Annotated in this window: 17 protein-coding genes, 3 pseudogenes and 2 riboswitches; of the genes and pseudogenes, 9 read left to right on the top strand and 11 right to left on the bottom strand. The window is 35.8% G+C overall.

What is annotated here, in order from left to right; translation table 11 throughout:
* Positions 1-13: 13 nt before the first annotated feature.
* Complete coding sequence (locus tag ABH957_RS26730; RefSeq protein ID WP_012260189.1) at positions 14-931, bottom strand: ABC transporter permease; 918 nt, start codon at positions 929-931, stop codon at positions 14-16.
* A gap of 137 nt (positions 932-1068) precedes the next feature.
* A riboswitch (SAM riboswitch) is annotated at positions 1069-1174 on the bottom strand.
* Positions 1175-1347: 173 nt separating this feature from the next.
* Between ABH957_RS26730 and ABH957_RS26735 the strand changes: the two genes are divergently transcribed.
* Entirely contained in the window at positions 1348-1563 is a 216-nt protein-coding gene (locus tag ABH957_RS26735; protein WP_000371388.1) for a DUF3951 domain-containing protein, read from the top strand.
* Between the two features lie 18 nt (positions 1564-1581).
* Here the strand turns inward: ABH957_RS26735 and ABH957_RS26740 are convergent, their stop codons facing one another.
* On the bottom strand, positions 1582-2085 hold the full coding sequence (locus ABH957_RS26740; RefSeq protein ID WP_404457903.1) for a hypothetical protein: 504 nt from the start codon (positions 2083-2085) through the stop codon (positions 1582-1584).
* Between the two features lie 274 nt (positions 2086-2359).
* Here ABH957_RS26740 and ABH957_RS26745 point away from each other — a divergent pair, with 274 nt between their 5' ends.
* Entirely contained in the window at positions 2360-2806 is a 447-nt protein-coding gene (locus tag ABH957_RS26745; protein ID WP_002167144.1) for a hypothetical protein, read from the top strand.
* Between the two features lie 32 nt (positions 2807-2838).
* On the opposite strand, the gene ABH957_RS26750 is transcribed toward ABH957_RS26745, so the two are convergent.
* From ABH957_RS26750 to ABH957_RS26770, 5 genes are all read right to left on the bottom strand, one after another.
* Positions 2839-4098, bottom strand: coding sequence for a multidrug effflux MFS transporter (locus ABH957_RS26750; RefSeq protein WP_113938318.1), 1260 nt, complete (start codon positions 4096-4098; stop codon positions 2839-2841).
* A gap of 117 nt (positions 4099-4215) precedes the next feature.
* Positions 4216-5934, bottom strand: a complete 1719-nt coding sequence (locus ABH957_RS26755) for a DUF3981 domain-containing protein (RefSeq protein ID WP_404512573.1) — start codon at positions 5932-5934, stop codon at positions 4216-4218.
* Between the two features lie 90 nt (positions 5935-6024).
* Positions 6025-6558 (bottom strand): MFS transporter, encoded by a 534-nt coding sequence (locus ABH957_RS26760; protein ID WP_404512575.1) that lies wholly within the window; start codon positions 6556-6558, stop codon positions 6025-6027.
* On the bottom strand, positions 6555-7991 hold the full coding sequence (locus tag ABH957_RS26765) for an FAD-binding protein (RefSeq protein ID WP_404512577.1): 1437 nt from the start codon (positions 7989-7991) through the stop codon (positions 6555-6557). Before ABH957_RS26765 ends, ABH957_RS26760 begins: the two co-directional genes overlap by 4 nt.
* Before the next feature lie 118 nt (positions 7992-8109).
* Positions 8110-8874, bottom strand: a complete 765-nt coding sequence (locus tag ABH957_RS26770) for a hypothetical protein (protein WP_404512579.1) — start codon at positions 8872-8874, stop codon at positions 8110-8112.
* 156 nt (positions 8875-9030) lie between these two features.
* On the opposite strand from ABH957_RS26770, the gene ABH957_RS26775 reads away from it, so the two are divergent.
* The 4 genes from ABH957_RS26775 to ABH957_RS26790 all read left to right on the top strand — a co-directional run bounded on the left by ABH957_RS26775 (position 9031) and on the right by ABH957_RS26790 (position 12727).
* Positions 9031-9939, top strand: coding sequence for an NAD(P)-dependent alcohol dehydrogenase (locus ABH957_RS26775; RefSeq protein ID WP_404512581.1), 909 nt, complete (start codon positions 9031-9033; stop codon positions 9937-9939).
* 80 nt (positions 9940-10019) lie between these two features.
* A riboswitch (SAM riboswitch) is annotated at positions 10020-10133 on the top strand.
* 85 nt (positions 10134-10218) lie between these two features.
* Positions 10219-11031, top strand: coding sequence for a MetQ/NlpA family ABC transporter substrate-binding protein (locus ABH957_RS26780; protein WP_404512583.1), 813 nt, complete (start codon positions 10219-10221; stop codon positions 11029-11031).
* Positions 11032-11043: 12 nt separating this feature from the next.
* Positions 11044-12084: a methionine ABC transporter ATP-binding protein gene (locus ABH957_RS26785; RefSeq protein WP_404457908.1), complete on the top strand. Its 1041-nt coding sequence runs from the start codon at positions 11044-11046 to the stop codon at positions 12082-12084.
* Complete coding sequence (locus ABH957_RS26790; RefSeq protein WP_002124718.1) at positions 12059-12727, top strand: methionine ABC transporter permease; 669 nt, start codon at positions 12059-12061, stop codon at positions 12725-12727. The genes ABH957_RS26785 and ABH957_RS26790 overlap by 26 nt, the downstream gene beginning before the upstream one ends.
* Positions 12728-12775: 48 nt before the next feature.
* On the opposite strand, the gene ABH957_RS26795 is transcribed toward ABH957_RS26790, so the two are convergent.
* Positions 12776-13579: an SDR family oxidoreductase gene (locus ABH957_RS26795; RefSeq protein ID WP_404512585.1), complete on the bottom strand. Its 804-nt coding sequence runs from the start codon at positions 13577-13579 to the stop codon at positions 12776-12778.
* Positions 13580-13939: 360 nt separating this feature from the next.
* Between ABH957_RS26795 and ABH957_RS29500 the strand changes: the two are divergent.
* The 3 genes and pseudogenes from ABH957_RS29500 to ABH957_RS26805 form a co-directional block, all read left to right on the top strand.
* Positions 13940-14071: pseudogene (locus tag ABH957_RS29500) on the top strand (RNA polymerase sigma factor); the annotation flags it as partial.
* Positions 14045-14443: pseudogene (locus ABH957_RS26800) on the top strand (anti sigma factor C-terminal domain-containing protein); the annotation flags it as partial. The pseudogenes ABH957_RS29500 and ABH957_RS26800, both read left to right, overlap by 27 nt.
* Before the next feature lie 246 nt (positions 14444-14689).
* A complete protein-coding gene (locus ABH957_RS26805) occupies positions 14690-15196 on the top strand; it encodes a DoxX family membrane protein (protein ID WP_404512589.1) in 507 nt (168 codons plus the stop codon).
* 333 nt (positions 15197-15529) lie between these two features.
* Here the strand turns inward: ABH957_RS26805 and ABH957_RS26810 are convergent, their stop codons facing one another.
* The 3 genes and pseudogenes from ABH957_RS26810 to ABH957_RS26820 all read right to left on the bottom strand — a co-directional run bounded on the left by ABH957_RS26810 (position 15530) and on the right by ABH957_RS26820 (position 19858).
* Positions 15530-17497, bottom strand: a complete 1968-nt coding sequence (locus tag ABH957_RS26810; protein WP_404512591.1) for a S9 family peptidase — start codon at positions 17495-17497, stop codon at positions 15530-15532.
* A gap of 360 nt (positions 17498-17857) precedes the next feature.
* On the bottom strand, positions 17858-19660 hold the full coding sequence (gene glmS / locus ABH957_RS26815) for a glutamine--fructose-6-phosphate transaminase (isomerizing) (RefSeq protein WP_113938308.1): 1803 nt from the start codon (positions 19658-19660) through the stop codon (positions 17858-17860).
* Positions 19661-19672: 12 nt separating this feature from the next.
* A pseudogene (locus ABH957_RS26820) lies at positions 19673-19858 on the bottom strand (hypothetical protein).
* Positions 19859-19991 lie beyond the last annotated feature (133 nt).

Here is a 19991-nt window from a genome sequence, read left to right on the forward strand (position 1 = left end):
AACATCACCCTCCTTACGTAATAGAACGAATGCGCGGATCAACAATACGATGAATGATATCTGTAATAAAAATACATACAATTAATAGCGCACTATAGAAAATGGTTGTTCCCATAATCACCGGATAATCTCGGTTGAAAATACTGTCTACAAAATATTTTCCTAAACCAGGAATTGAAAAGATTTTTTCAATAACGAAAGTCCCTGTTAAAAGTCCAGCCATTAATGGGCCAACAAATGTAAGTACTGGAACAATCGCATTTCGAAGAGCATGTCTTATAATGATTTTCTTAATTGGCATACCTTTCGCTCTCGCTAGCTTAATATAATCACTCTGCAACACTTCAATCATATTAGAGCGAACAAATCTTGTAATAACTGCGATTGGTCCTAACGCTAATGCGAAGGAGGGTAATACAGTATGCTCAAATGTTCCCCAAGACGCCACTGGCAAGAGTTCAAATTGGATGGCGAATACTTGTATAAATAATGGTGCTAAAATAAAACTAGGAATAGAAATACCGAGAATCGCAAGCAAGCTCACACTATAATCAATCATTTTCCCATGATATAGTGCGGCAAATGTACCTGCGGCAATTCCGACTAACAATGAAATAACAAGTGCTTGTAAACCAATAATTGCCGACGGTCCAAAACCAGTTGTTATAATTTCCGATACACCTTGACCTGTCGATTGAACAGATTCACCAAAATCAAAATGAACTACCCCATCCAAATAAGCAACATATTGATTCCATAACGGTTCATCAAGGTGATACTTCGCTCTCATGTTTTGTATTACTTCTTCAGGAAAGATTTTCGCATCTGATGAAAACGGATCACCTGGAATAATGTGCATAATCAAAAATGTTACTGTTGTAATAATCCATAGTGTAAACACCATAACTGATAGTTTTTTAATCACATACACTTCAATAACCCCCTAAACAAATGAATTTACTTTGTTTTATTGACATATTTGTTGCCATTACTCCTTCTCTACTTCTTAAAACACAAAAAGCCTTGATCTTAAAAAATAAGATCAAGGCTTAATAAACGAAGGCCCATCACTTATCTTTCAAGACTTGCTTGCTGGAATTAGCACGGTGTTCCTGTTACAGAACCCGCTGCTGAGGTGTCATAGGGCCAGTCCCTCTACCTCTCTGGATAAGTAAATTGCTATATTATTATTTGGTTCAAATTGTATATTTTGAATTATAATTCTGAAAAAATGAAAAGTCAATCAAATTGGATATATTTAGAAAAATCAGTTTTCTATTATATTAGTTATTGAAATTACAATCTTTCGCTTATAATAAAAAGAAATTGTATTAAAGGAGTTATAAGATGGATCCACTACTTCTGGCTACTATAGGATTGCCATTAACAATCGTCATACTCGTCATCATCGGCTTCTATAAACTCTTCATTAAAAAGAAAAGCATCACTTCTTTTTACACTCCATTCGATAATATTACTGGACAAACAATTTCAGAATTTCACGAAGAACAGAAGATATTAGTATCCGAGGATGAAGACGGAGATGGTAAGAAGAAAAAATAACCTTGCGCATGCGCAAGGTTATTTTTTCGCCTCTGTTTGAAAGCGTTTATAATATGTTGATGCTGTTGAAAAATGAATTTCTATATCACGAATCAACGATGAGTCTTCTTCTGCTGCTAACTTCTGCAATTTTTTCATTGCTTGTTCCGATTCATTCAAGAAACCAACATATACCTCATGTTCTTGCTCTTTCGACTTTGGAACACGAATTTCTTTACGTATATTATCAATATCTTCTAACATGCTCGTTGTTACCTTTTGCACATCTTCTTTATATGTAGCATTCGTTATTTCCTTACCGCCCTTTTCTTTTGCCACTTCAAATAACTGTAACGCCTTATTAATTTCTTTATTTATTTTCGCATCATATTTTTCATGTACTGCGCTGTATTCTTTCATTTCTTCTGTTTGCTCAGTGGATTGCTCTACCTTTTCTTTCGGTTCTTTCGTATCTTTATTTCCATTACATCCTGCTAGAAGGATCATACTTCCCATTACAGCAATACCCAAAACCTTCTTCATCTCGAATTCTCCTTTTATCTACAGCTACTACTAATTATAGTTTCTTTTATCTCCACTTGTTATTATACCGAGAACGCCCCACTTTTTACACTTAAGACGATATCTTAATATACATACCAACATTTTTGTCACAGTATCGTCACTTTATGCAAATAACTTTTGCATCACTTTACTACATCACCTTACAAAACTGTAAGCACACATAGAGAACAAACCATGCTAGACTTACATATGCATAAAGTAAGCGTAGTTCAGTTTGTAAGGAGAATCATCAATGTACAATACAATACCCTTTATGGGCGAAGATATTCGCGTCCTTATTCGCGAAAAGTCACTTCATATTGAAAATACAGAGAGCCTTCGCCGCGTATTAAAGAAGAAGCATGCTCCATTTAAGCTGGCCCAATATTTAAAGAAACAACATATAAATCAATTTCATACTGTGCTAAATATATCCGATAAATCTTTAACAATCGAGATTATCGGTCATGTCTACATTGGAAATTTTGCAGATGTCTTAAAAGAAATTCCACGCATACCGAAGATTGCTCCTATTATCGTTGAGAGGGCATATAGAATTACAGATCATACTGATATTATTGATTGCGGGGAGAAAGAGGTCGACAGTAACCGCTGGGTATGGGATAAACTTGCTTTCTTATATGATGCGATCATGAATAATATGTATGAGTTATTTCAAAGAAATGAAAAAAAGAGCTGATTCAAAGAAATGTTTGAATCAGCTCTTTTGTATTAAGCTTCTAACTTTTTATTTTGTTGCAGTTCAAACTGCTTCTCACTTCTTCTAGCCATAAATAGATAACATAATACAGCACCAATTTCACAAAGAGCTATAACAACCCCCATCGGTAATGCTGTATTACTTCCACCAATACCTACTAGCGGTGCAACAAGTGCTCCTGAAATGAACTGTAATAAACCTAGTAAAGCTGATGCTGTTCCTGCTGCTTGTTTTTGATTTCTCATCGCTAACGAGAAGCCGGTTGTTGATACAACCCCAACACTTGATACAACAAGAAATAGCGAGCATAAAACACCGATTAGCCCTATTCCAAGTGCGATTGTAAGTAGTAATGATAGACCTCCAACAGCCGCAATAATAATACCAGCAACAAATAAAGTTTTCTCATTAACTTTCCCCGCTAAGCGGCCAGTAACTTGGCTAGCAATAATAATACCAATACCGTTAATTGCAAAGAACAAACTAAACTGTTGTGGTGATGCCCCGTATATATTTTGCAACACGAACGGTGAACCAGAAATATAAGCAAACATTGCAGCTGTTACTAACCCTTGCGATAATGCATATCCCATAAATAAACGATCTTTCAAAAGCTTTCCGTATGTTGCCAGCGTTCCTGATAATCCACCTGTCTCTCTTTCTTCAGGAGGTAATGTTTCACGTAATACGAAAGTAGCTGATATTAGCATGAATACACTAATTGCTCCAAGCACGATAAAGACGCCGCGCCATGATGTGAACTGTAATAATTGTCCTCCAATAATCGGTGCCAAAATAGGTGCTGCCCCGTTTACTAACATAAGTAATGAGAAAAACTTCGTCATTTCAGAACCTGAATACATATCGCGTACCATTGCACGTGATATAACAATACCAGCAGATCCTGAAGCACCTTGTAAGAAACGTAAAAGCACTAAACTCCAAATAGATGGTGCAACAGCACAAAGTAACGAAGAAGCAACATAAATAATAAGAGCGATAATAAGAGGTTTGCGCCTTCCGTAAATGTCACTGATTGAACCAATAAATAACTGTCCTACTGAAAGCCCAAGCAGACAAGCAGTTAATGTAAGCTGCGCGAGGGATGCACCCGTTTGTAAATCATCCGTTAACTTTGGTAAAGAAGGCAAATACATATCAATAGATAATGGCCCAATTGCCGTAAGTGTCCCTAATACAAGAATCATCCATAACCTGTTTGTCTTTACAGGTTTATATACTTCGTGATTAACTCCATTCACTTTTTCCATTCACCCTTTCATATAAATACTCAATCGTAACAATTATAGTTACAACATAAATATACGTCAAGTATACCGTATTTTCCTGTTTAATAATGTAAAAAAAGCGATAGAATCTCTATCGCTTTACTTTTTCAAATTACTATTTGTAAATTTAGATACAGATGCCATCATTTCTCCTGTGTCTAAATATGTGATTTGAATTGGATCTCCTACTTCTGTAAACATTGCATATGGGAATTTCTTCGCCGGTACCATGAATACTTTTTGCTCGTTTTCTAATAGTACGTACACAATCGTATTTTCACCTGATTTTTCTTTATACACACGTTGTACAGTACCTTCTTTTTGCGCTTCTTTCCCATTTGAAGTCGGTCTAAATGAATCACCACTTCCGCTCAGCGCATTTTTATAATTCTCAAGTGCTTCTTTTTGCGTTGAACCTGTTGCAAACACTTTTGCATTAGAAGCATATATGACAGTATGAGCACGTACTAATCCGCCGTCATCAATAACCGGTACAATCCAAGAAGGTTTACCATATACGTTATAAATAACCGGCATTGTTCCATGCCATTTCTCTCTCTTAAAGGAATTATCCACTACTTCTGTAGCAGCCGAACCGTCCATAATTCCCTTTACTTCTTTTCCGTTATAGTAATACAACTTACCTGTACGCGCATCAATAAGCGAATAGCCTAGTGCAGAATCTACTCCTTCTTTCGGAGAGGTGAAATCAGTAAAATAATATAACGTTCCATCCTTACCGAAGATTGGTGTAACTCCTTCTTTCGTTCCCCACTCAGTCGGAATCTTCATATCCGTTTGTGAGAATTTTGTATTCCAAAATCCGTGAATATATTTACCGAAATACGTATTTAATGTAGATGCAGTCTCGTGATTTAATACGCCATCAACGAATTTAGGTGCCCTTCCTTTGTCGTATCTTTTCACTTCACCTGTTTGTGCGTCTACTACTACAACACCTTCTACTTCAAATCCAGATCTTCCTGAAATAAATTCACCATACGTCATTGTATAATACGGTTTCCCTTTATCATCAACTTCAAATTTTGGTTTCCCTTTAAAAACTAAATCTGGCTCTGCTTTTCGAACGACACGTTCTAATTTATTACCGAAAAACATGCTCGGCACATATTTCATTTTATAACCAAGATGCAGTTTCGCTTCCGCATCAGGATTCGTACCTGACATCGTTACGTACCCTGGAATTGTCTCAGCTTTACGTGCTTTAAAAAAGCCTGAAACTTCAATCGGTGCTACATATAAGGCCTCGCCATTTACCATTTGTGGCGTTAATTCTCCTAGCTCAAAATAAGCTACTTTCGGAATATCCCCAAATACTTTTTTCATCTTATTCTCCGCTGTCTTTGGCGGCACTGTAAACGGCTGATCATTTTCAGTAAATGGCTCTGAAATATCTTTCTCGATCTTCACAACAGAATCATATTTTTTTTGCGTGATTACTATATCGTGCAAATAACCAAAATAGCCGTAACTTGCGAGTAAAACAAACATTAGAAGTCCCTTTAACGTACCTTCTAATTTCCCTACCTGCTCTTGTGAGAATAAAACAAGCCCAATTAAAATCGCTACTGCAACAGAATAATGAGTAAGAATAGAATCTGCTCGATCATCAATTAGCCAGAAATATTCATAGATTGCAATACCTATCCAAAATAAAACAGGAATAACTAAAATAGATGATTTCTTACCCTTTACAACTTTCTCATTTCCTCCTTTATCCACCGCGCGAATTTTATTACCGCTTCTAGTCCATGGAATCAAAAACAAAGTGAGAATAGCTAAAACTATAAATTTCATCAAAGGCAATGTCCCCTTTTCTTTTGTCTTCTCCATAAGTATAACAAATAAAGGGTAATCAGGTAAAAATGGGAATAGAAATACTTTTAATTACTTATCACCGCGGCTTAATACAAATCCACTAACTACATATAAAACTGAAGCAATGTAAAAAATAGTCCCTATCGTAAAGAAATCCACTAGGTAACCAGTTGCAATTATAGCTACTGCTCCTCCAACCGATGTCCACACATGATATTTTCCAATTTCATAACCAGCTTTTTTCTGTTCTACCTTTCGTGCTAACGACGTCTTCTCCGTATTACGCTGCACAGCACCTAAAATACCCATTAAAATTTGGAGAATGTATACATGCCAAACTTCTGTTGCAATAGGGAAAAAAAGCATTAATATAGCCATGGACCATGCGTATATAATTAATAACTTTCTATCACCTACCCCATCAGAGATTCTTCCAACTAACGGATATACTAGAGCTGAAGTTAAGGCAAATAAGCCGTACGCCCAGCCAAATTGCGAGAAACTATTTCCTACATTTCGAAGCAATAGTATATAAAAAGGAAATACCATACTACCCGCCATCATAATAATGCTTTGTGAGGCTACAAATCTTCTATATGTCATTTGCTATACTCCTTATAAAATAAATTCACAAACCTTTCCTCTGGGTCTACTTCCTTCTTCTTCTGAAGGAATTCTTCTATGCGAGGATACGCTTTCTTTAGTTGCTCCTTTTCCGGATAAGAATAATACGGTAAATAATAACTTCCATTATGCTTTAACGTAACATCAATCATCTTTTGAATGACCACTTTTGTTTTCTTTATTTCATCTTCAGAACGCCCTTGATTAATTAGAAGCACAAGCGCAAACATATCATCTTTCGCATAAGATAGCACCGCATTCTCATTCTTTTCTACATAGCGGATTGTGATGTTAAGAAGGTTTAATTCCTCTTCATTTAAAACACTTCGCAAATCATCTATATACTCTGCAAAACCATCTATCGGTACAAAGTACTCTTGTAAAACTTCGGTCAAGTTTGGATTATCGTATTCCATAAAAGCACTATCAGATCTCATTACGTTATTTCGAGTTTCGTACTTACCATCTGTACGTTCAAAATAACTTCTTTGTATATCCCAAAATGCGCCCTTTCCCCAGTCACTATAACGTGATAACCCAAGTAAGAATTTCGGCGCAGCTATAATATTTTCTTCTTTTAATTTGCTGTACTCTCCCAGCTTCTGTTGATCTTCTGCCAGTACATAATCTGTCACATACATTTCTTTTAAAAATGAATTTGGGGCAACAGAAATACGTGCTAAATGCATACGTATATTCTCGTCCCTTCGCACTTTATTCTTAAAGTATGAAGAGTATTCTTTATAATCTAGTACCTTCGTGTCCGTTTCATACAATTCATCGTTTGTTAACTGTAGCGTCACATCTAAAATCACACCAAATAATCCATATCCTCCAATTACATACGGAAACAAGTCAGCATTTTCTTCTCTATTTACATTACGCACCGTACCATCTGCCATTAACAATCTGAACGACTCTACTGTATCAATCAATGCTTCATGACGAATATCACGCCCATGTACATTTACACTTAATGAACCACCAACAGTAAAAATATTTTGAGATTGCATCACTTGAACTGCAAGACCATATGGATTGATTTTCTTTTGAATGTCATTCCATGTGACACCACTTTGCACCCTAATCCTCTTCTTCTCCGGATCGAATTCTAATATTTCATTATATCCTTTCATATCAAGCATCGTACCGTTCGGATAATATGTCTGCCCGCCTTGGCTATGTTGCATACCTGCAATAGAAATCTTCTCTCCAGATACTTTTGCATCTTGCACTAACTTTTTTAATGAACTTTCATCCTCAGCATTTTCAACCCGTTTAATTTTCGTTGGAAGCAACTTCCCTACATCACTCATAATAGGATGATCCAGTTGCCCTTTGTATGTATATACAGATGTCGCGAGCAACACTGTATACGCTACAATAACAACTGCTATCTTTCTTTTTTTCAAATGGCACTCTCCTCTTCTAACGTTCTTCCTCTTCATATTGTACCTACTTTCCTACGAAGAAGGTATTAACAAAAAAGAGAGAGACCCTTTATTTTAGGTCCCTCCCTCATCAAGACTGTTACTTTGCTGCTGGCAGCTGTATTGGCTCAAACTTTTCGTACGATGTATATTTTGCATTCGTAATAATGTGTGCCTTATCCTTACCATTACTACTCATAATCATATCTATCTTCGCTGATTCATATTTAAAATCTTTTGTAATGATATATTCTGCATCCACTTCTTCTATCTTTGCGTTTTGTGCTTGTAGCATTTTCTTCTGCGTTTCATCCATGCTAGTTAACATACTCTCTGTTTCTTGCCCTTTTAATATAAACGTCAGCTTATATTTATCTCCGCTTTTCTCCATCTTCATTTTATCTAAAACTACTGCTGGCACTTCTAAATTATCTATAATATCTTGAGTGGCTTTCATTCCGCCAGCATTTAATTGCTCCTCCGGTACAGATATAACTTCTCCTGTATTAGGGTTTTTCACCTCACCAGCAACTTTACCATCCACAGTATACACTACAACATCTGTACCAGAAATATTCATTTCAGAACGAGAATTCTTTGTCTTTGGCTCTAATTGCATTTTAGCCTTTAATATATCCATCTCTGTTCCCTCAGCTTTTATCCCTACATCATATGTCATCGTTACATTTTCTTCGTTTTTAAAAGCTTCGTTCGTTTTCTTGAAAACATCCTTCGCTGCTAATTCCTTTTCTTTCTGCATGGCTTCTTTTTTCGGTTCATCAGTCTTTGTTGTTTTCTCATTACTACACCCTGCACCTAAAATAACTGCAAGGATCATACTAGAAGTTAAAATAAGTTTTTTCATAATTTCTCCTCCTTTCCAAAAGGATATCATCTATTTTCCTTTGAAATCTATATACTTTTTAATATTTCTATTTAACTTTATTTCTCGAATAACAACATGTTTAAAGAAATACTTAAATATGATGTAAATAAAAACAACTAAATTCAGGAGGTCATTATGAAAGCAATTATTTGCACAAAGTATGGGCCGCCTAATGTTCTCAAACTTCAAGATATAGAGAAACCTACTCCAAAAAAGAATGAAGTATTAGTTAAAATTCACGCAGCAAGTGTAACGACTGGAGATTGTAGAATGCGCGGCTTTAATAGCCCCCTTTTATTTTGGATTCCTATGCGGATTATATTAGGTTTAAAAAAACCAAGAAAACCTATACTCGGCGTGGAGCTATCTGGTGAAATCGAAGAAATAGGAACAGATGTAACTCAATTTAAAAAAGGAGACCAAGTTTTCGCATTAACAGAGCTTAATGTCGGTGGTTATGCAGAATATACATGTGTACATGAAAGTGGATTGATATCATTAAAACCTACCAATGTGACGTATGAAGAAGCTGCCGTTATTCCTTTTGGTGGAACTTCAGCATTACACTTCCTGAGAAAAGGACGTATAAGAAAAGGGCAACAAGTACTTATATATGGCGCATCTGGTTCAGTAGGAACAGCCGCCGTACAACTTGCTAAATATTTCGGCGCGACCGTTACGGCTGTTTGTAGTAATTCAAATTTTGAACTCGTGCAATCTTTAGGAGCTGATAAAGTAATTGATTATACGAAAGAAGATTTTACTAAGCAAGGCAAATGCTACGATATTATATTTGATGCAGTTGGGAAGTATAAAAAATCCCTTTGTACAAATACATTAACACCCAATGGAAAATATGTATCTGTTAATGGAATGATGGCTAAGGTAAGTAAAGAGGATATGATTCTATTAAAAAAACTAGTCGAAACGGAAAAACTAAAGCCTGTTATTGATAGAACTTACCGATTAGAAGAAATTGCTGAAGCTCATATGTATGTGGAAAAGGGACATAAAAAAGGGAATGTTTCTATTACCTTAAAATAAAATATATTCAGAAAATAACATTGACAATTCTTTTTGTAAGATTTACTATTAGTACCATATTTAAAAACTACATACACATACTCTTATCAAGAGTGGCGGAGGGACTGGCCCGATGATGCCCGGCAACCGAGCTTAGAACATATAAGCTAAGGTGCTAATTCCTGCAGAACGATTTTCGTTTTGGAAGATAAGAGAGGAACCTATTTCGTCTATTCGGCACCTCTCTTATTTTTGAGAGGTGCTTTTTATTTTGGAACGTATATTAAGGGGGAATTATATATGAAAAAGGTATTATTAAGTATTGTAAGCGGAGCTGTATTATTGTTAGGTGCATGTGGTGCTAATTCTGATAAAGAGGTAAAAGCATTAGATGAGAAAAAGATTACTGTCGGTGTAACAGGCGGACCGCATGAACAAATTTTTGAAAAGGTGAAAGAAGTTGCAGCAAAAGATGGCCTCCAAATCGATATAAAGGTATTTAATGATTATGTAGCACCAAACGTATCTTTAGATGAAAAAAGCCTCGATGTAAATAGCTACCAAACAAAATCTTATTTAGACGTATTTAAAGCTGAACGTAATATGAAATTAACTGAAGTATTTTCCACAGTAACATTCCCTATGGGTATATACTCTAAAAACTTAAAAGATGTAAAAGAATTAAAAGAGGGTGACGCAATTGCTGTCCCAAATGACCCAACAAATGAGTTGCGTGCTTTAAAGCTATTTGAAAAAGCAGGTGTTTTAAAAGTTGATCCAAAAGCTACAGAAAAAGCGACTGCAAAAGATGTAATTGAAAATCCGAAAAATTTAAAGATTGTTGAATTAGAGGCATCTCAATTACCAACGCAGCTAAGTGAAGTGAAGGCAGCTGCGATTAATACAAACTTTGCATTAGGTGCAAAATTAAGTCCAGCAAAAGATTCTATTTTCCGCGAGGGAAAAGATTCACCATATGTGAACTGGGTCGTTGTGCGTACTGAAAATAAAGATGATGCTGTTGTAAATAAATTAAAGAAAGCTTATCAATCTAAAGAAGTAAAAGATTTCATTGAGAAAAAATTCGATGGTTCTGTTTTACCGTCTTGGTAGGAGCTGACTATAATGATTGAATTAAAAAACATCTCCAAAGTATTTTCAACAAAAAAAGGGAATGTTGAGGCCCTTAAACCAACTTCCCTTAAAGTAAAAAAGGGTGAAGTATTTGGAATCATCGGATATAGCGGCGCTGGTAAAAGTACATTAATTCGTTGTGTAAATTTATTAGAAAAACCAACGACAGGAAATATCATTATAAACGAACAAGATTTAACAACCTTATCGACGAAAGAACTCGCAAAAGCGAGACAAAAAATCGGCATGATTTTTCAAGGATTCAATTTACTTAAAACCGTTACCGTTTATGAAAACATCGCACTACCCTTACGTCTATCTGGTCTTCCCAAAAATGAAATTGAAAAAAGGGTAGAAAAGTATTTACGCATTGTTGATCTCTTTAATAAAAAAGATGCCTATCCAAGTGAATTATCTGGTGGTCAAAAACAACGTGTAGCAATCGCTCGCGCACTATCTCATGAGCCTGAAGTTTTATTAAGTGATGAAGCAACGAGCGCATTAGATCCGGAAACGACCGATTCTATTCTTGATTTATTATTAAAGATCAACGAAGAAATCGGAATTACGATTTTGCTAATTACACACGAAATGAATGTCATCCAGCGTATTTGTGACCAAGTTGCTGTAATGGAACATGGATCTGTCGTTGAAAGTGGAACAGTGAAGGACATTTTTACAGATCCACAACATGTAACAACGAAGAAATTTGTAAATAGCGCGTTTGCAGCTAAAATTCCAGAAGAGGTACAGAAAGAACTACAAAGCACCGGGGAAATCGTAACACTTTCATTTATAGGAACCGCTTCAGGAGAACCAGCGTTAGCTGTCGCTACAAAACGTTTCCACGTATATCCTAATATTTTATCAGGCAATATTACGCAGTTAAAACATGAGGCATATGGAAAACTGATCGTTCATATGCAAGGTGAAAAAAGTGAAGTACACCGTGCCTTATCATTTTTACAAGAACAAGGGATCATCGTAGAAGGAGGTAGAACAGATTATGGGAAACAAGTCCTTTTTGGATGAGTGGGGTAACGTAATATGGGAAGCAACAATTCAAACATTTCAAATGACATCTATTTCACTACTTATCTCTATTCTTATTGCATTACCACTCGGTGTCACACTTGTTTTAACGAGACCTGGTGGACAGCGAGAAAATAAAATTATCTATCCTATTCTTAATACAGTTATTAATATCATTCGTTCTCTTCCGTTTATCATTCTATTATTCTTCATTTTACCTTTTACAAAGTTTCTAATGGGAACGTCCATTGGCGTGCAAGGTGTTATCGTACCACTTGTTGTCTTCACAGCCCCTTACATTGCCCGTTTAATGGAAACTGCTTTATTAGAAGTGGACCGTGGTGTCATTGAAGCATATCAAGCAATGGGAGTCTCTACTTTAAAAATCATTTGGCACGTTATGGTTAAAGAAGCTCGCCCGTCTCTCGTACTTGGATTAACAATCGCAACGATCGGCTTAATCGGTGCAACAGCAATGGCTGGACTTGTAGGTGCTGGCGGCCTTGGTGATTTAGCATATCGATTCGGGCATTTACGCTACGAACCTGAAGTAATGTATGCAACAGTCTTTATTTTGATTATCCTCGTTCAAGGATTACAGTCTTTAGGGAATGGTGTTGCACGAAGATTAAAGAAAGATTAAAAAGAAGGTATCTCACTAAAATGAGATACCTTCTTTTTATTTATAAATTTATCTCTTAAATCCACCTTCTGAATGAATAACTTGTCCTGTAATCCACCCGGCTTCTTCACTCACTAAAAACTTAATAAGCCTTGCTGCATCCTTTGGTTCACCAATTCTGCCAAAAGGAAACATCGGTGTTAACCCGCGCTTTATCTCTTCAGTCATCCATCCCGTATTAGTTGGACCTGGATTAATCGCATTAACCGTTATCCCTAAATGAGCCACTTCTGCTGCTAACGTACTAGTGAGAGCGTCAATAGCTCCCTTCGTCGTTGCATACGCTAATTCTCCAGCCATAGGCCCTTTAAATTGTCCCGACGTCATATTCACAATTCTACCACCAGATTTTTTATCAAATCCTTGGGCAAACTTACTACTTAACAATGTAGTGCCGCGAACATTTACCATATAATGTTTATCTAACTCTTCAGCAGTCAAATTAGAGAAATCATTATTCGTAGAATATGCTGCGTTATTAATTAATATATCAGGGTACCCCATTTGTTCAGTAACTTTATTTATAAGTTGTTCCGGCGCATCATTCCGAGTTAAATCTAACTCCATACTTGATACTTCAACACCGTTCTTTATCAGCTCTTCTTTTAATTGTATTTGTTCTTTTGGATCAACGCCCCAAGGCATCTCTTTATCGTAATTCGTCCAGTACGTAAAAAAGACATCGTATCCTGCTTCAGCTAATTCTTTACAAATCGCTGCTCCAATACCATCTAGATGACTAACACCTGTAACCACAGCTACTTTATTTTTTAATTGATTCATACTATACTCCTCCAAGTTTAAAGGACGCATATTTTATATAAGAGATATAAATTTCCCTACGCATTATCTTTACAAAAGGGATGTACAAGCCAAATATGCAATCCTTGAATGATTTACAGACAGTTAAATAAACCCTCACTTACGAGAGAAAAATTTATCTATCTAGTTTCTAATCATTACAAGTTCGTACACATATCCAGTCTTTGTCTCCTTTCCATATATCTCCACATTCCATTTTAACATTAGGGATTTAATATTCCAACAAATAAAATATCTATTCCTGTTTATGAAGTATCCTATACTATAAACCATAGTTAATAACTTATTTAAATTTAAAGTGTATACATTTATCATTACCTATCCGTTGTATAAGTGTAGGGAGGAAAAGTGATGGGAAAAGAAAATATATTGACCTCCTATCTTATCAGTTTAGGAGAGGAAGTGTTCAAACTATTACTAGCGAAAGGGGCTATAAAAGAAGATGCAGAAGTTGCTCTCTCATTCAATCAACCCTATACATTACAAGAAATTAAAGAAAAAATTCCAGATACCTTAAACATTGTATGGCTATATATGACATCACCAATTGGAGATGAAAGTAAAGGGCCTGCTGGTATGCCGGTTTACGGATTCAATCCAGATAAGTCCCCTGAAGAAGCGTACAAAGAGTTCGTTGATTCACTTAAACAATACGATGACGATGGACATGATGAAGGCATTCAGAAGTTTTTAAAATCAAACAAAAACAAACCCTTTGATCAAGTGAAAATTTTAGGTGTCATGCTAACCGGGAAAACAGAGAATTTTAAGGCGTTAGAAAACCAAGGCTTTATTCGCGGTGCCTCTGTAGGAGCTACTGCGCAAGTAGTTCCTTATATAAAACCAGAGAAATAATAAAGAAAAGATAAACTAATAGTAACTAGTTAAAAGAACGTGCATTAATCTATTTACTATGGGAGCTATCTATTTTAGTGGAAAGCTCCCATCCCTCATTTATTGTTCATCCTCCAAAAAATAAATTTCCAAATACTTTATGTACAAATGAAAAATCATAATTTTTGTTCACATTATATCCATTGTGAATCTATTCACAATGGATATATAATAAACATGTAAATACAATACATTGGAGGGATTTCAATGGTTATCAATTTTTTAAGAACTGATAAACGCGCTACTTTCATATTATTATTTTTACGACTTTACATAGGATATGCATGGCTTGCTGCTGGAATAGGAAAAGTTTTTGGACAATCTTTTGACGCAAGTGGTTTTCTAAAAGGAGCTATCGCTCAAGCATCAGGTGACCACCCTGCAGTACAAGGTTGGTGGGCAGATTTTCTTCAACATTTTGTTCTTCCAAACGCAGACCTATTTAGCTTTTTAGTTCAATGGGGAGAAATTTTAATAGGGCTAGGTTTGATTTTAGGTGGATTAACAAAAACAGCTGCATTTTTCGGCATCATAATGAACCTTTCATTTTTATTAAGCGGAACTGTTAGTGTAAACCCAAACCTGCTTATTTTAACTATGTTCATTTTAGTTGCAGGACATAATGCTGGACGTATTGGATTAGATGGTTATGTTTTCCCAAAACTTTTCAAAAAAAATAACCGTGAAGCATATAAATTAAATAAGACTGCATAAGAACAGTTCATCTTTTAAATATAAGCTAATAAGAAACACAATCATTCTCTCACATAAAGTGAAACCGAAATCTACAATCAGATTTCGGTTTTTTGATATACAATAGATTACCTAAACTATTCACAATTGGATATAATACAAACTTATCTATAGAAGTAATTTATATTTATATAAACGTTATAAGTTACCTTATAACGTTTAGCTATCTGAAAATCTAATAATACGTATACTTGCAGATGAACCAGAAGCAAGAGCTACAATCACAAGCTAAATATGAAAACAGCCCTCCTTATGAAGACTGTTTCATCCTTATGTATCCTGTGAGGATATCCATTATAAAACCCTAAAATCTTTCATACTTTCTCCAAGAATATAGTGTGAAAACCACATCAAATTCTGCTTCATAATAGCCACATTCATTCCGGGCTGGTCAGAACTATATGCCATTCCTTTAAATATAATTAATTCTGCATCCACTTCCATATCCCTTAATCCTTGATATAGCTCATATGCGTTTAGAGTTGGAATTCTTGCATCCTTTTCGCCATGTTGGATTAAGGTGGGCGTACAGGCTGATTTAATATATGTCATTGGCGATGTTTTTGTATATATATCTGGATCATTCCATGGAGTATTTCCTAAATGCATTCTAATAAAGTAAGGGATATCTGTATTTACATAATGGGTACTCCAGTTAGTAATTCCGCCCCCAACTGAAATAGCTTTAAATCTATTACTAAACGTAGAACAGAAGGCTGATATATATCCTCCGTTACTCCATCCCATAACTCCTACTCTATCTTTATCTACCATCCCTTTCTCAACTAGTTTATCCACTCCAGATATAACATCATCATAGTCAGCAATTCCCTGTTTTCTATAGTTTGCTTTTAAAAATTCATTACCATAACCAGAACTTCCCCTATAGTTTGGCTCTAAAACGATAAAGCCTTTTTCAACAAACTGTTCAATCGGATATTTCTCATTAAAACAGTCTGAAAATATCGGAAAGGATGCCCAAGCTGGTCCACCATGGATTACTACTAATAAGGGATATTTTCCATTTGCGTCAAACTCTACTGGAGTTGATAAAACACCCTCTATTTCAAGACCATCACTACTTTTCCATGAGATTATTTCTCTATTACTTTTAAGCTTTCCTTCGAAAAAGATATTTTCATTCGTTATTTTTTTATCGTCTAAATAGATTTCAAAGGTTTCATTTGTAATAGCTTTATTATAGGATATATGTTTTCCATCCCTTGTTATAGAAGCATCCATTATAAAGCCATCTACGTTTTCACTTAACATTTCTACAGTGCCATCCTCAGATAGCAAGCCAGTGAGGTAATTCGTTTTATCCTGCCATCTAATTAAAATTCCTTTAGCTGTCCACTGTAATGGCATAACCGTACTATCAAAATCTAGTAAAGGTCGAATTAGCTCTCCATTATTCATATCATATATCTCTAATGTACTGTCTTGTATATGAGTCTTATAGTACTCCTTCTCCCTTATGCTTGCTGAGTAACATATTTTGCTGCCCTCAGGAGAAAAGCAAACGCTCTCTCCTAACAACTTATCTATATTCATTTTTTGTAGTTTGCCAACTTCAATATCTAATATGTATAGATCACCATTCATATAATCGCTTAGGCTTGGCGTAGCCATAAATACAACCTTTTTCCCATCATTTGAAATATCAAAGTTATGTATATAAAAATCCTTACCCTCAGTTAATTGATAAACACCGCTAACCTCTCGCTCCTCTTTATCATTTTGTATCACTTTTTCTATTTCAATGTAATATAAACAATTATTCCGATGTTCCTTACCTGCATGTTGGAAGTCCCCATATAGCTCTTTACGTTTCTTTATTTCCTCACATTCTTTTGACTGTGCAACATAATAAAAACCTTTACCAGTAGGCTCCCATTTGAATGTACTGACCCCTTCTTCCTCATCAGTAATTTGTAACTCACTATAACCATCTATTGACTTAACAAAGATTTGATTTTTCTTATTATCCCCCTCACCAACTGGGCTAAGGTATGCGATATCCCTAGAATCTGGGGACCATAATGGGTGTATACTGTCTATATCCCCAGTTGTTAATGGGTAACTCTGCTCCTTATCTTTTTCATATATCCATATATGATTCCTATATGTATTGTCTTTCCAGTTAGCTGTCTTCTTAACAAATGCTACATTTTTGCCATCGTCACTTATGTTTGTACTTGATAAGGTTGGTAATGAAATAATCTCTTCTATACTTAAATATGTTTTTTCTTTCACCTTCATTAATAAACCCCCTCGTAATGTCTAGTAATCTAATTTGTTCAATAAAGTGAAACTTTAATCAGTGGTTTTTTTCCATCAACGAATATCCGAAAAAACAACAGAAAATTCAGTTAAATAAAAGTAGTTCCGTCCCAAATTCGATAAAACCTCATGTTGTCTGCCGGTTTTTATACTTTTTAAATCCCACTGCCAGTTCCTTGCCCCTCTTTAATCCACTTATCGATTTTAGATGTTCTTTTTTTTCGACACAAAAATGCCCCTTTAGATAATCATATCCAAAGGGGCAAAGCTTCACAACTTTTTTATAAATGTCGTGACTTTATTTTAAATTTACAATAATCTAGTTACTCTACCAATCTCCTACTCAACAGTAACAGATTTAGCTAAGTTACGTGGCTTATCAACGTCACATTCGCGGTGAAGCGCTGCGTAGTATGAGATAAGTTGGAATGGAATAACTGCTACTAGCGGTGCTAGTGCTTCGTGTACAGCTGGTAATACGAAGCTGTCTCCTTCCATTTCTAAGCCTTTCATTGAAATGATACATGGGTTAGCTCCGCGTGCTACTACTTCTTTCACGTTACCACGAATTCCAAGGTTTACGTGCTCTTGTGTAGCAAGGGCGATAACTGGTGTACCGTTTTCGATTAAGGCGATTGTACCGTGTTTTAATTCTCCTCCAGCAAATCCTTCTGCTTGGATGTAAGAGATTTCTTTTAGTTTTAACGCACCTTCTAAACCTACGAAGAAGTCTACGCTACGTCCGATGAAGAAGCAGTTACGCGTTGTTGCTAAAAATTGTTTTGCTAATGCGTCCATCTCTTCTTTTTGATCACAAAGTACTACCATTGCATTTGCTACAAGTCCTAATTCATGTGTTAAATCGAAATCAAGAACCTCACCTTTTGCTTTTGCAATGTCAGCCGCTAAGATTGAAAGTACTGCAAGCTGTGCTGTGTATGCTTTCGTCGATGCAACTGCGATTTCTGGTCCTGCATATAAAGGAAGTGTATAATCAGCTTCACGAGAAAGCGTAGAACCAGGTACGTTTGTAATTGTTAATGCTTTATGACCCATTTCATTTGTTTGCACAAGTACTGCACGGCTATCAGCTGTTTCACCACTTTGTGAAATGTAAATGAAGAATGGTCTTTCTGTTAATAATGGCATGTTGTAAGAGAATTCACTTGCTACATGTACTTCAACTGGTACTTTCGCAAATTTCTCAATGAATTGCTTTCCAACAAGACCTGCATGATAACTTGTTCCACATGCAATGATGTAAATGCGATCGCTATCTAAAATTGCGTTACGGATATCTTGATCTAATTCAATTCCGCCATTTTCATCTTGGTACTTTTGAATAATATTACGGATTACAAGTGGTTGCTCGTCGATTTCTTTTAGCATGAAATGAGGATACGTTCCTTTTTCAATATCACTTGCGTCTAATTCCGCTGTAAACGGTGCACGTTCAATCGTTTCACCTTGTAAGTTTTTAATTGTAATGCTTTCTTTTGTTACGATTACCATTTCTTTATCCATTAACTCGATAAATTGATCTGTAACTTGTAACATCGCCATAGCGTCGCTTGCAATAACATTAAAGTTATCACCAGCACCTACTAATAGCGGGCTTTTGTTTTTAGCAACATAAATCATGTTTGGATTTTCAGCATCAAGTAGTCCGATTGCGTAAGAACCATGTAAAAGAGATAACGTTTTTCGGAACGCATCTTCTACACTTAGTCCTGTACTTACTTGTTGTTCCATAAGCTGCACGATAATTTCTGTATCTGTTTCACTTACGAACGTTACATCTTGTAAATATTCTTTTTTCACTAATTCATAGTTTTCAATTACACCGTTATGAACTAGTGTAAAACGTTTTGATGTACTTTGATGCGGATGCGCGTTTAATTTGCTTGGAACACCGTGTGTAGCCCAGCGTGTGTGACCGATTCCCACGCTTGCTGCTACATTCTCTTCTACGACTTCGCGAAGTTTTGCAATACGGCCTTTTTCTTTGTATACAATAACACCGTTCTCTGCTTGTACTGCAATACCTGCTGAATCATATCCGCGATATTCTAGCTTTTCTAAACCTTTTAATAAAATTTCCTTTGCATCTTGCTCTCCAATAAATCCTACGATTCCACACATGTTTAGTCGCCGTTACAAATGCTTACACTGCTCTGCGAACATGTAACGACATAGTCCGATACCATTTTTATTTATACTAAAAAACGGATTACATATTGCTAGCCCTGTAAGCTTGTAACGGCTTTCACCTTCCTCTCGATTGGGTTAAAGTCCGTATATACTTATACAGCTAGTATTCATCCGTTCCTCTTCTCTCATCACACTTTCACCTTTGTCCACTAAGTCACCTTAATGTTTTAAGTAAAAGATTGCGGTTGTGATGAACAACCGGGAGTCATCCGCCGAAATCTCGATAAACTCCACCTCGTCAACTACACTACTTGTAGTTCTG

Origin of the sequence: Bacillus sp. RC242, from assembly GCF_044908245.1 — a bacterium.
Classification (GTDB): Bacteria; Bacillota; Bacilli; order Bacillales; family Bacillaceae_G; genus Bacillus_A; species Bacillus_A mycoides.

What these genes read in the sequence shown, in the direction of transcription:
- ABH957_RS26735 (WP_000371388.1), top strand. Translation starts at nt 1,348, where the DNA reads ATGGATCCACTACTTCTGGCTACTATAGGATTGCCATTAACAATCGTC.
- ABH957_RS26740 (WP_404457903.1), bottom strand. Translation starts at nt 2,085, where the DNA reads ATGAAGAAGGTTTTGGGTATTGCTGTAATGGGAAGTATGATCCTTCTA.
- ABH957_RS26745 (WP_002167144.1), top strand. Translation starts at nt 2,360, where the DNA reads ATGTACAATACAATACCCTTTATGGGCGAAGATATTCGCGTCCTTATT.
- ABH957_RS26750 (WP_113938318.1), bottom strand. Translation starts at nt 4,098, where the DNA reads ATGGAAAAAGTGAATGGAGTTAATCACGAAGTATATAAACCTGTAAAG.
- ABH957_RS26755 (WP_404512573.1), bottom strand. Translation starts at nt 5,934, where the DNA reads ATGAAATTTATAGTTTTAGCTATTCTCACTTTGTTTTTGATTCCATGG.
- ABH957_RS26760 (WP_404512575.1), bottom strand. Translation starts at nt 6,558, where the DNA reads ATGACATATAGAAGATTTGTAGCCTCACAAAGCATTATTATGATGGCG.
- ABH957_RS26770 (WP_404512579.1), bottom strand. Translation starts at nt 8,874, where the DNA reads ATGAAAAAACTTATTTTAACTTCTAGTATGATCCTTGCAGTTATTTTA.
- ABH957_RS26775 (WP_404512581.1), top strand. Translation starts at nt 9,031, where the DNA reads ATGAAAGCAATTATTTGCACAAAGTATGGGCCGCCTAATGTTCTCAAA.
- ABH957_RS26780 (WP_404512583.1), top strand. Translation starts at nt 10,219, where the DNA reads ATGAAAAAGGTATTATTAAGTATTGTAAGCGGAGCTGTATTATTGTTA.
- ABH957_RS26785 (WP_404457908.1), top strand. Translation starts at nt 11,044, where the DNA reads ATGATTGAATTAAAAAACATCTCCAAAGTATTTTCAACAAAAAAAGGG.
- ABH957_RS26790 (WP_002124718.1), top strand. Translation starts at nt 12,059, where the DNA reads ATGGGAAACAAGTCCTTTTTGGATGAGTGGGGTAACGTAATATGGGAA.
- ABH957_RS26795 (WP_404512585.1), bottom strand. Translation starts at nt 13,579, where the DNA reads ATGCGTCCTTTAAACTTGGAGGAGTATAGTATGAATCAATTAAAAAAT.
- ABH957_RS26805 (WP_404512589.1), top strand. Translation starts at nt 14,690, where the DNA reads ATGGTTATCAATTTTTTAAGAACTGATAAACGCGCTACTTTCATATTA.
- ABH957_RS26810 (WP_404512591.1), bottom strand. Translation starts at nt 17,497, where the DNA reads ATGAAGGTGAAAGAAAAAACATATTTAAGTATAGAAGAGATTATTTCA.
- glmS (WP_113938308.1), bottom strand. Translation starts at nt 19,660, where the DNA reads ATGTGTGGAATCGTAGGATTTATTGGAGAGCAAGATGCAAAGGAAATT.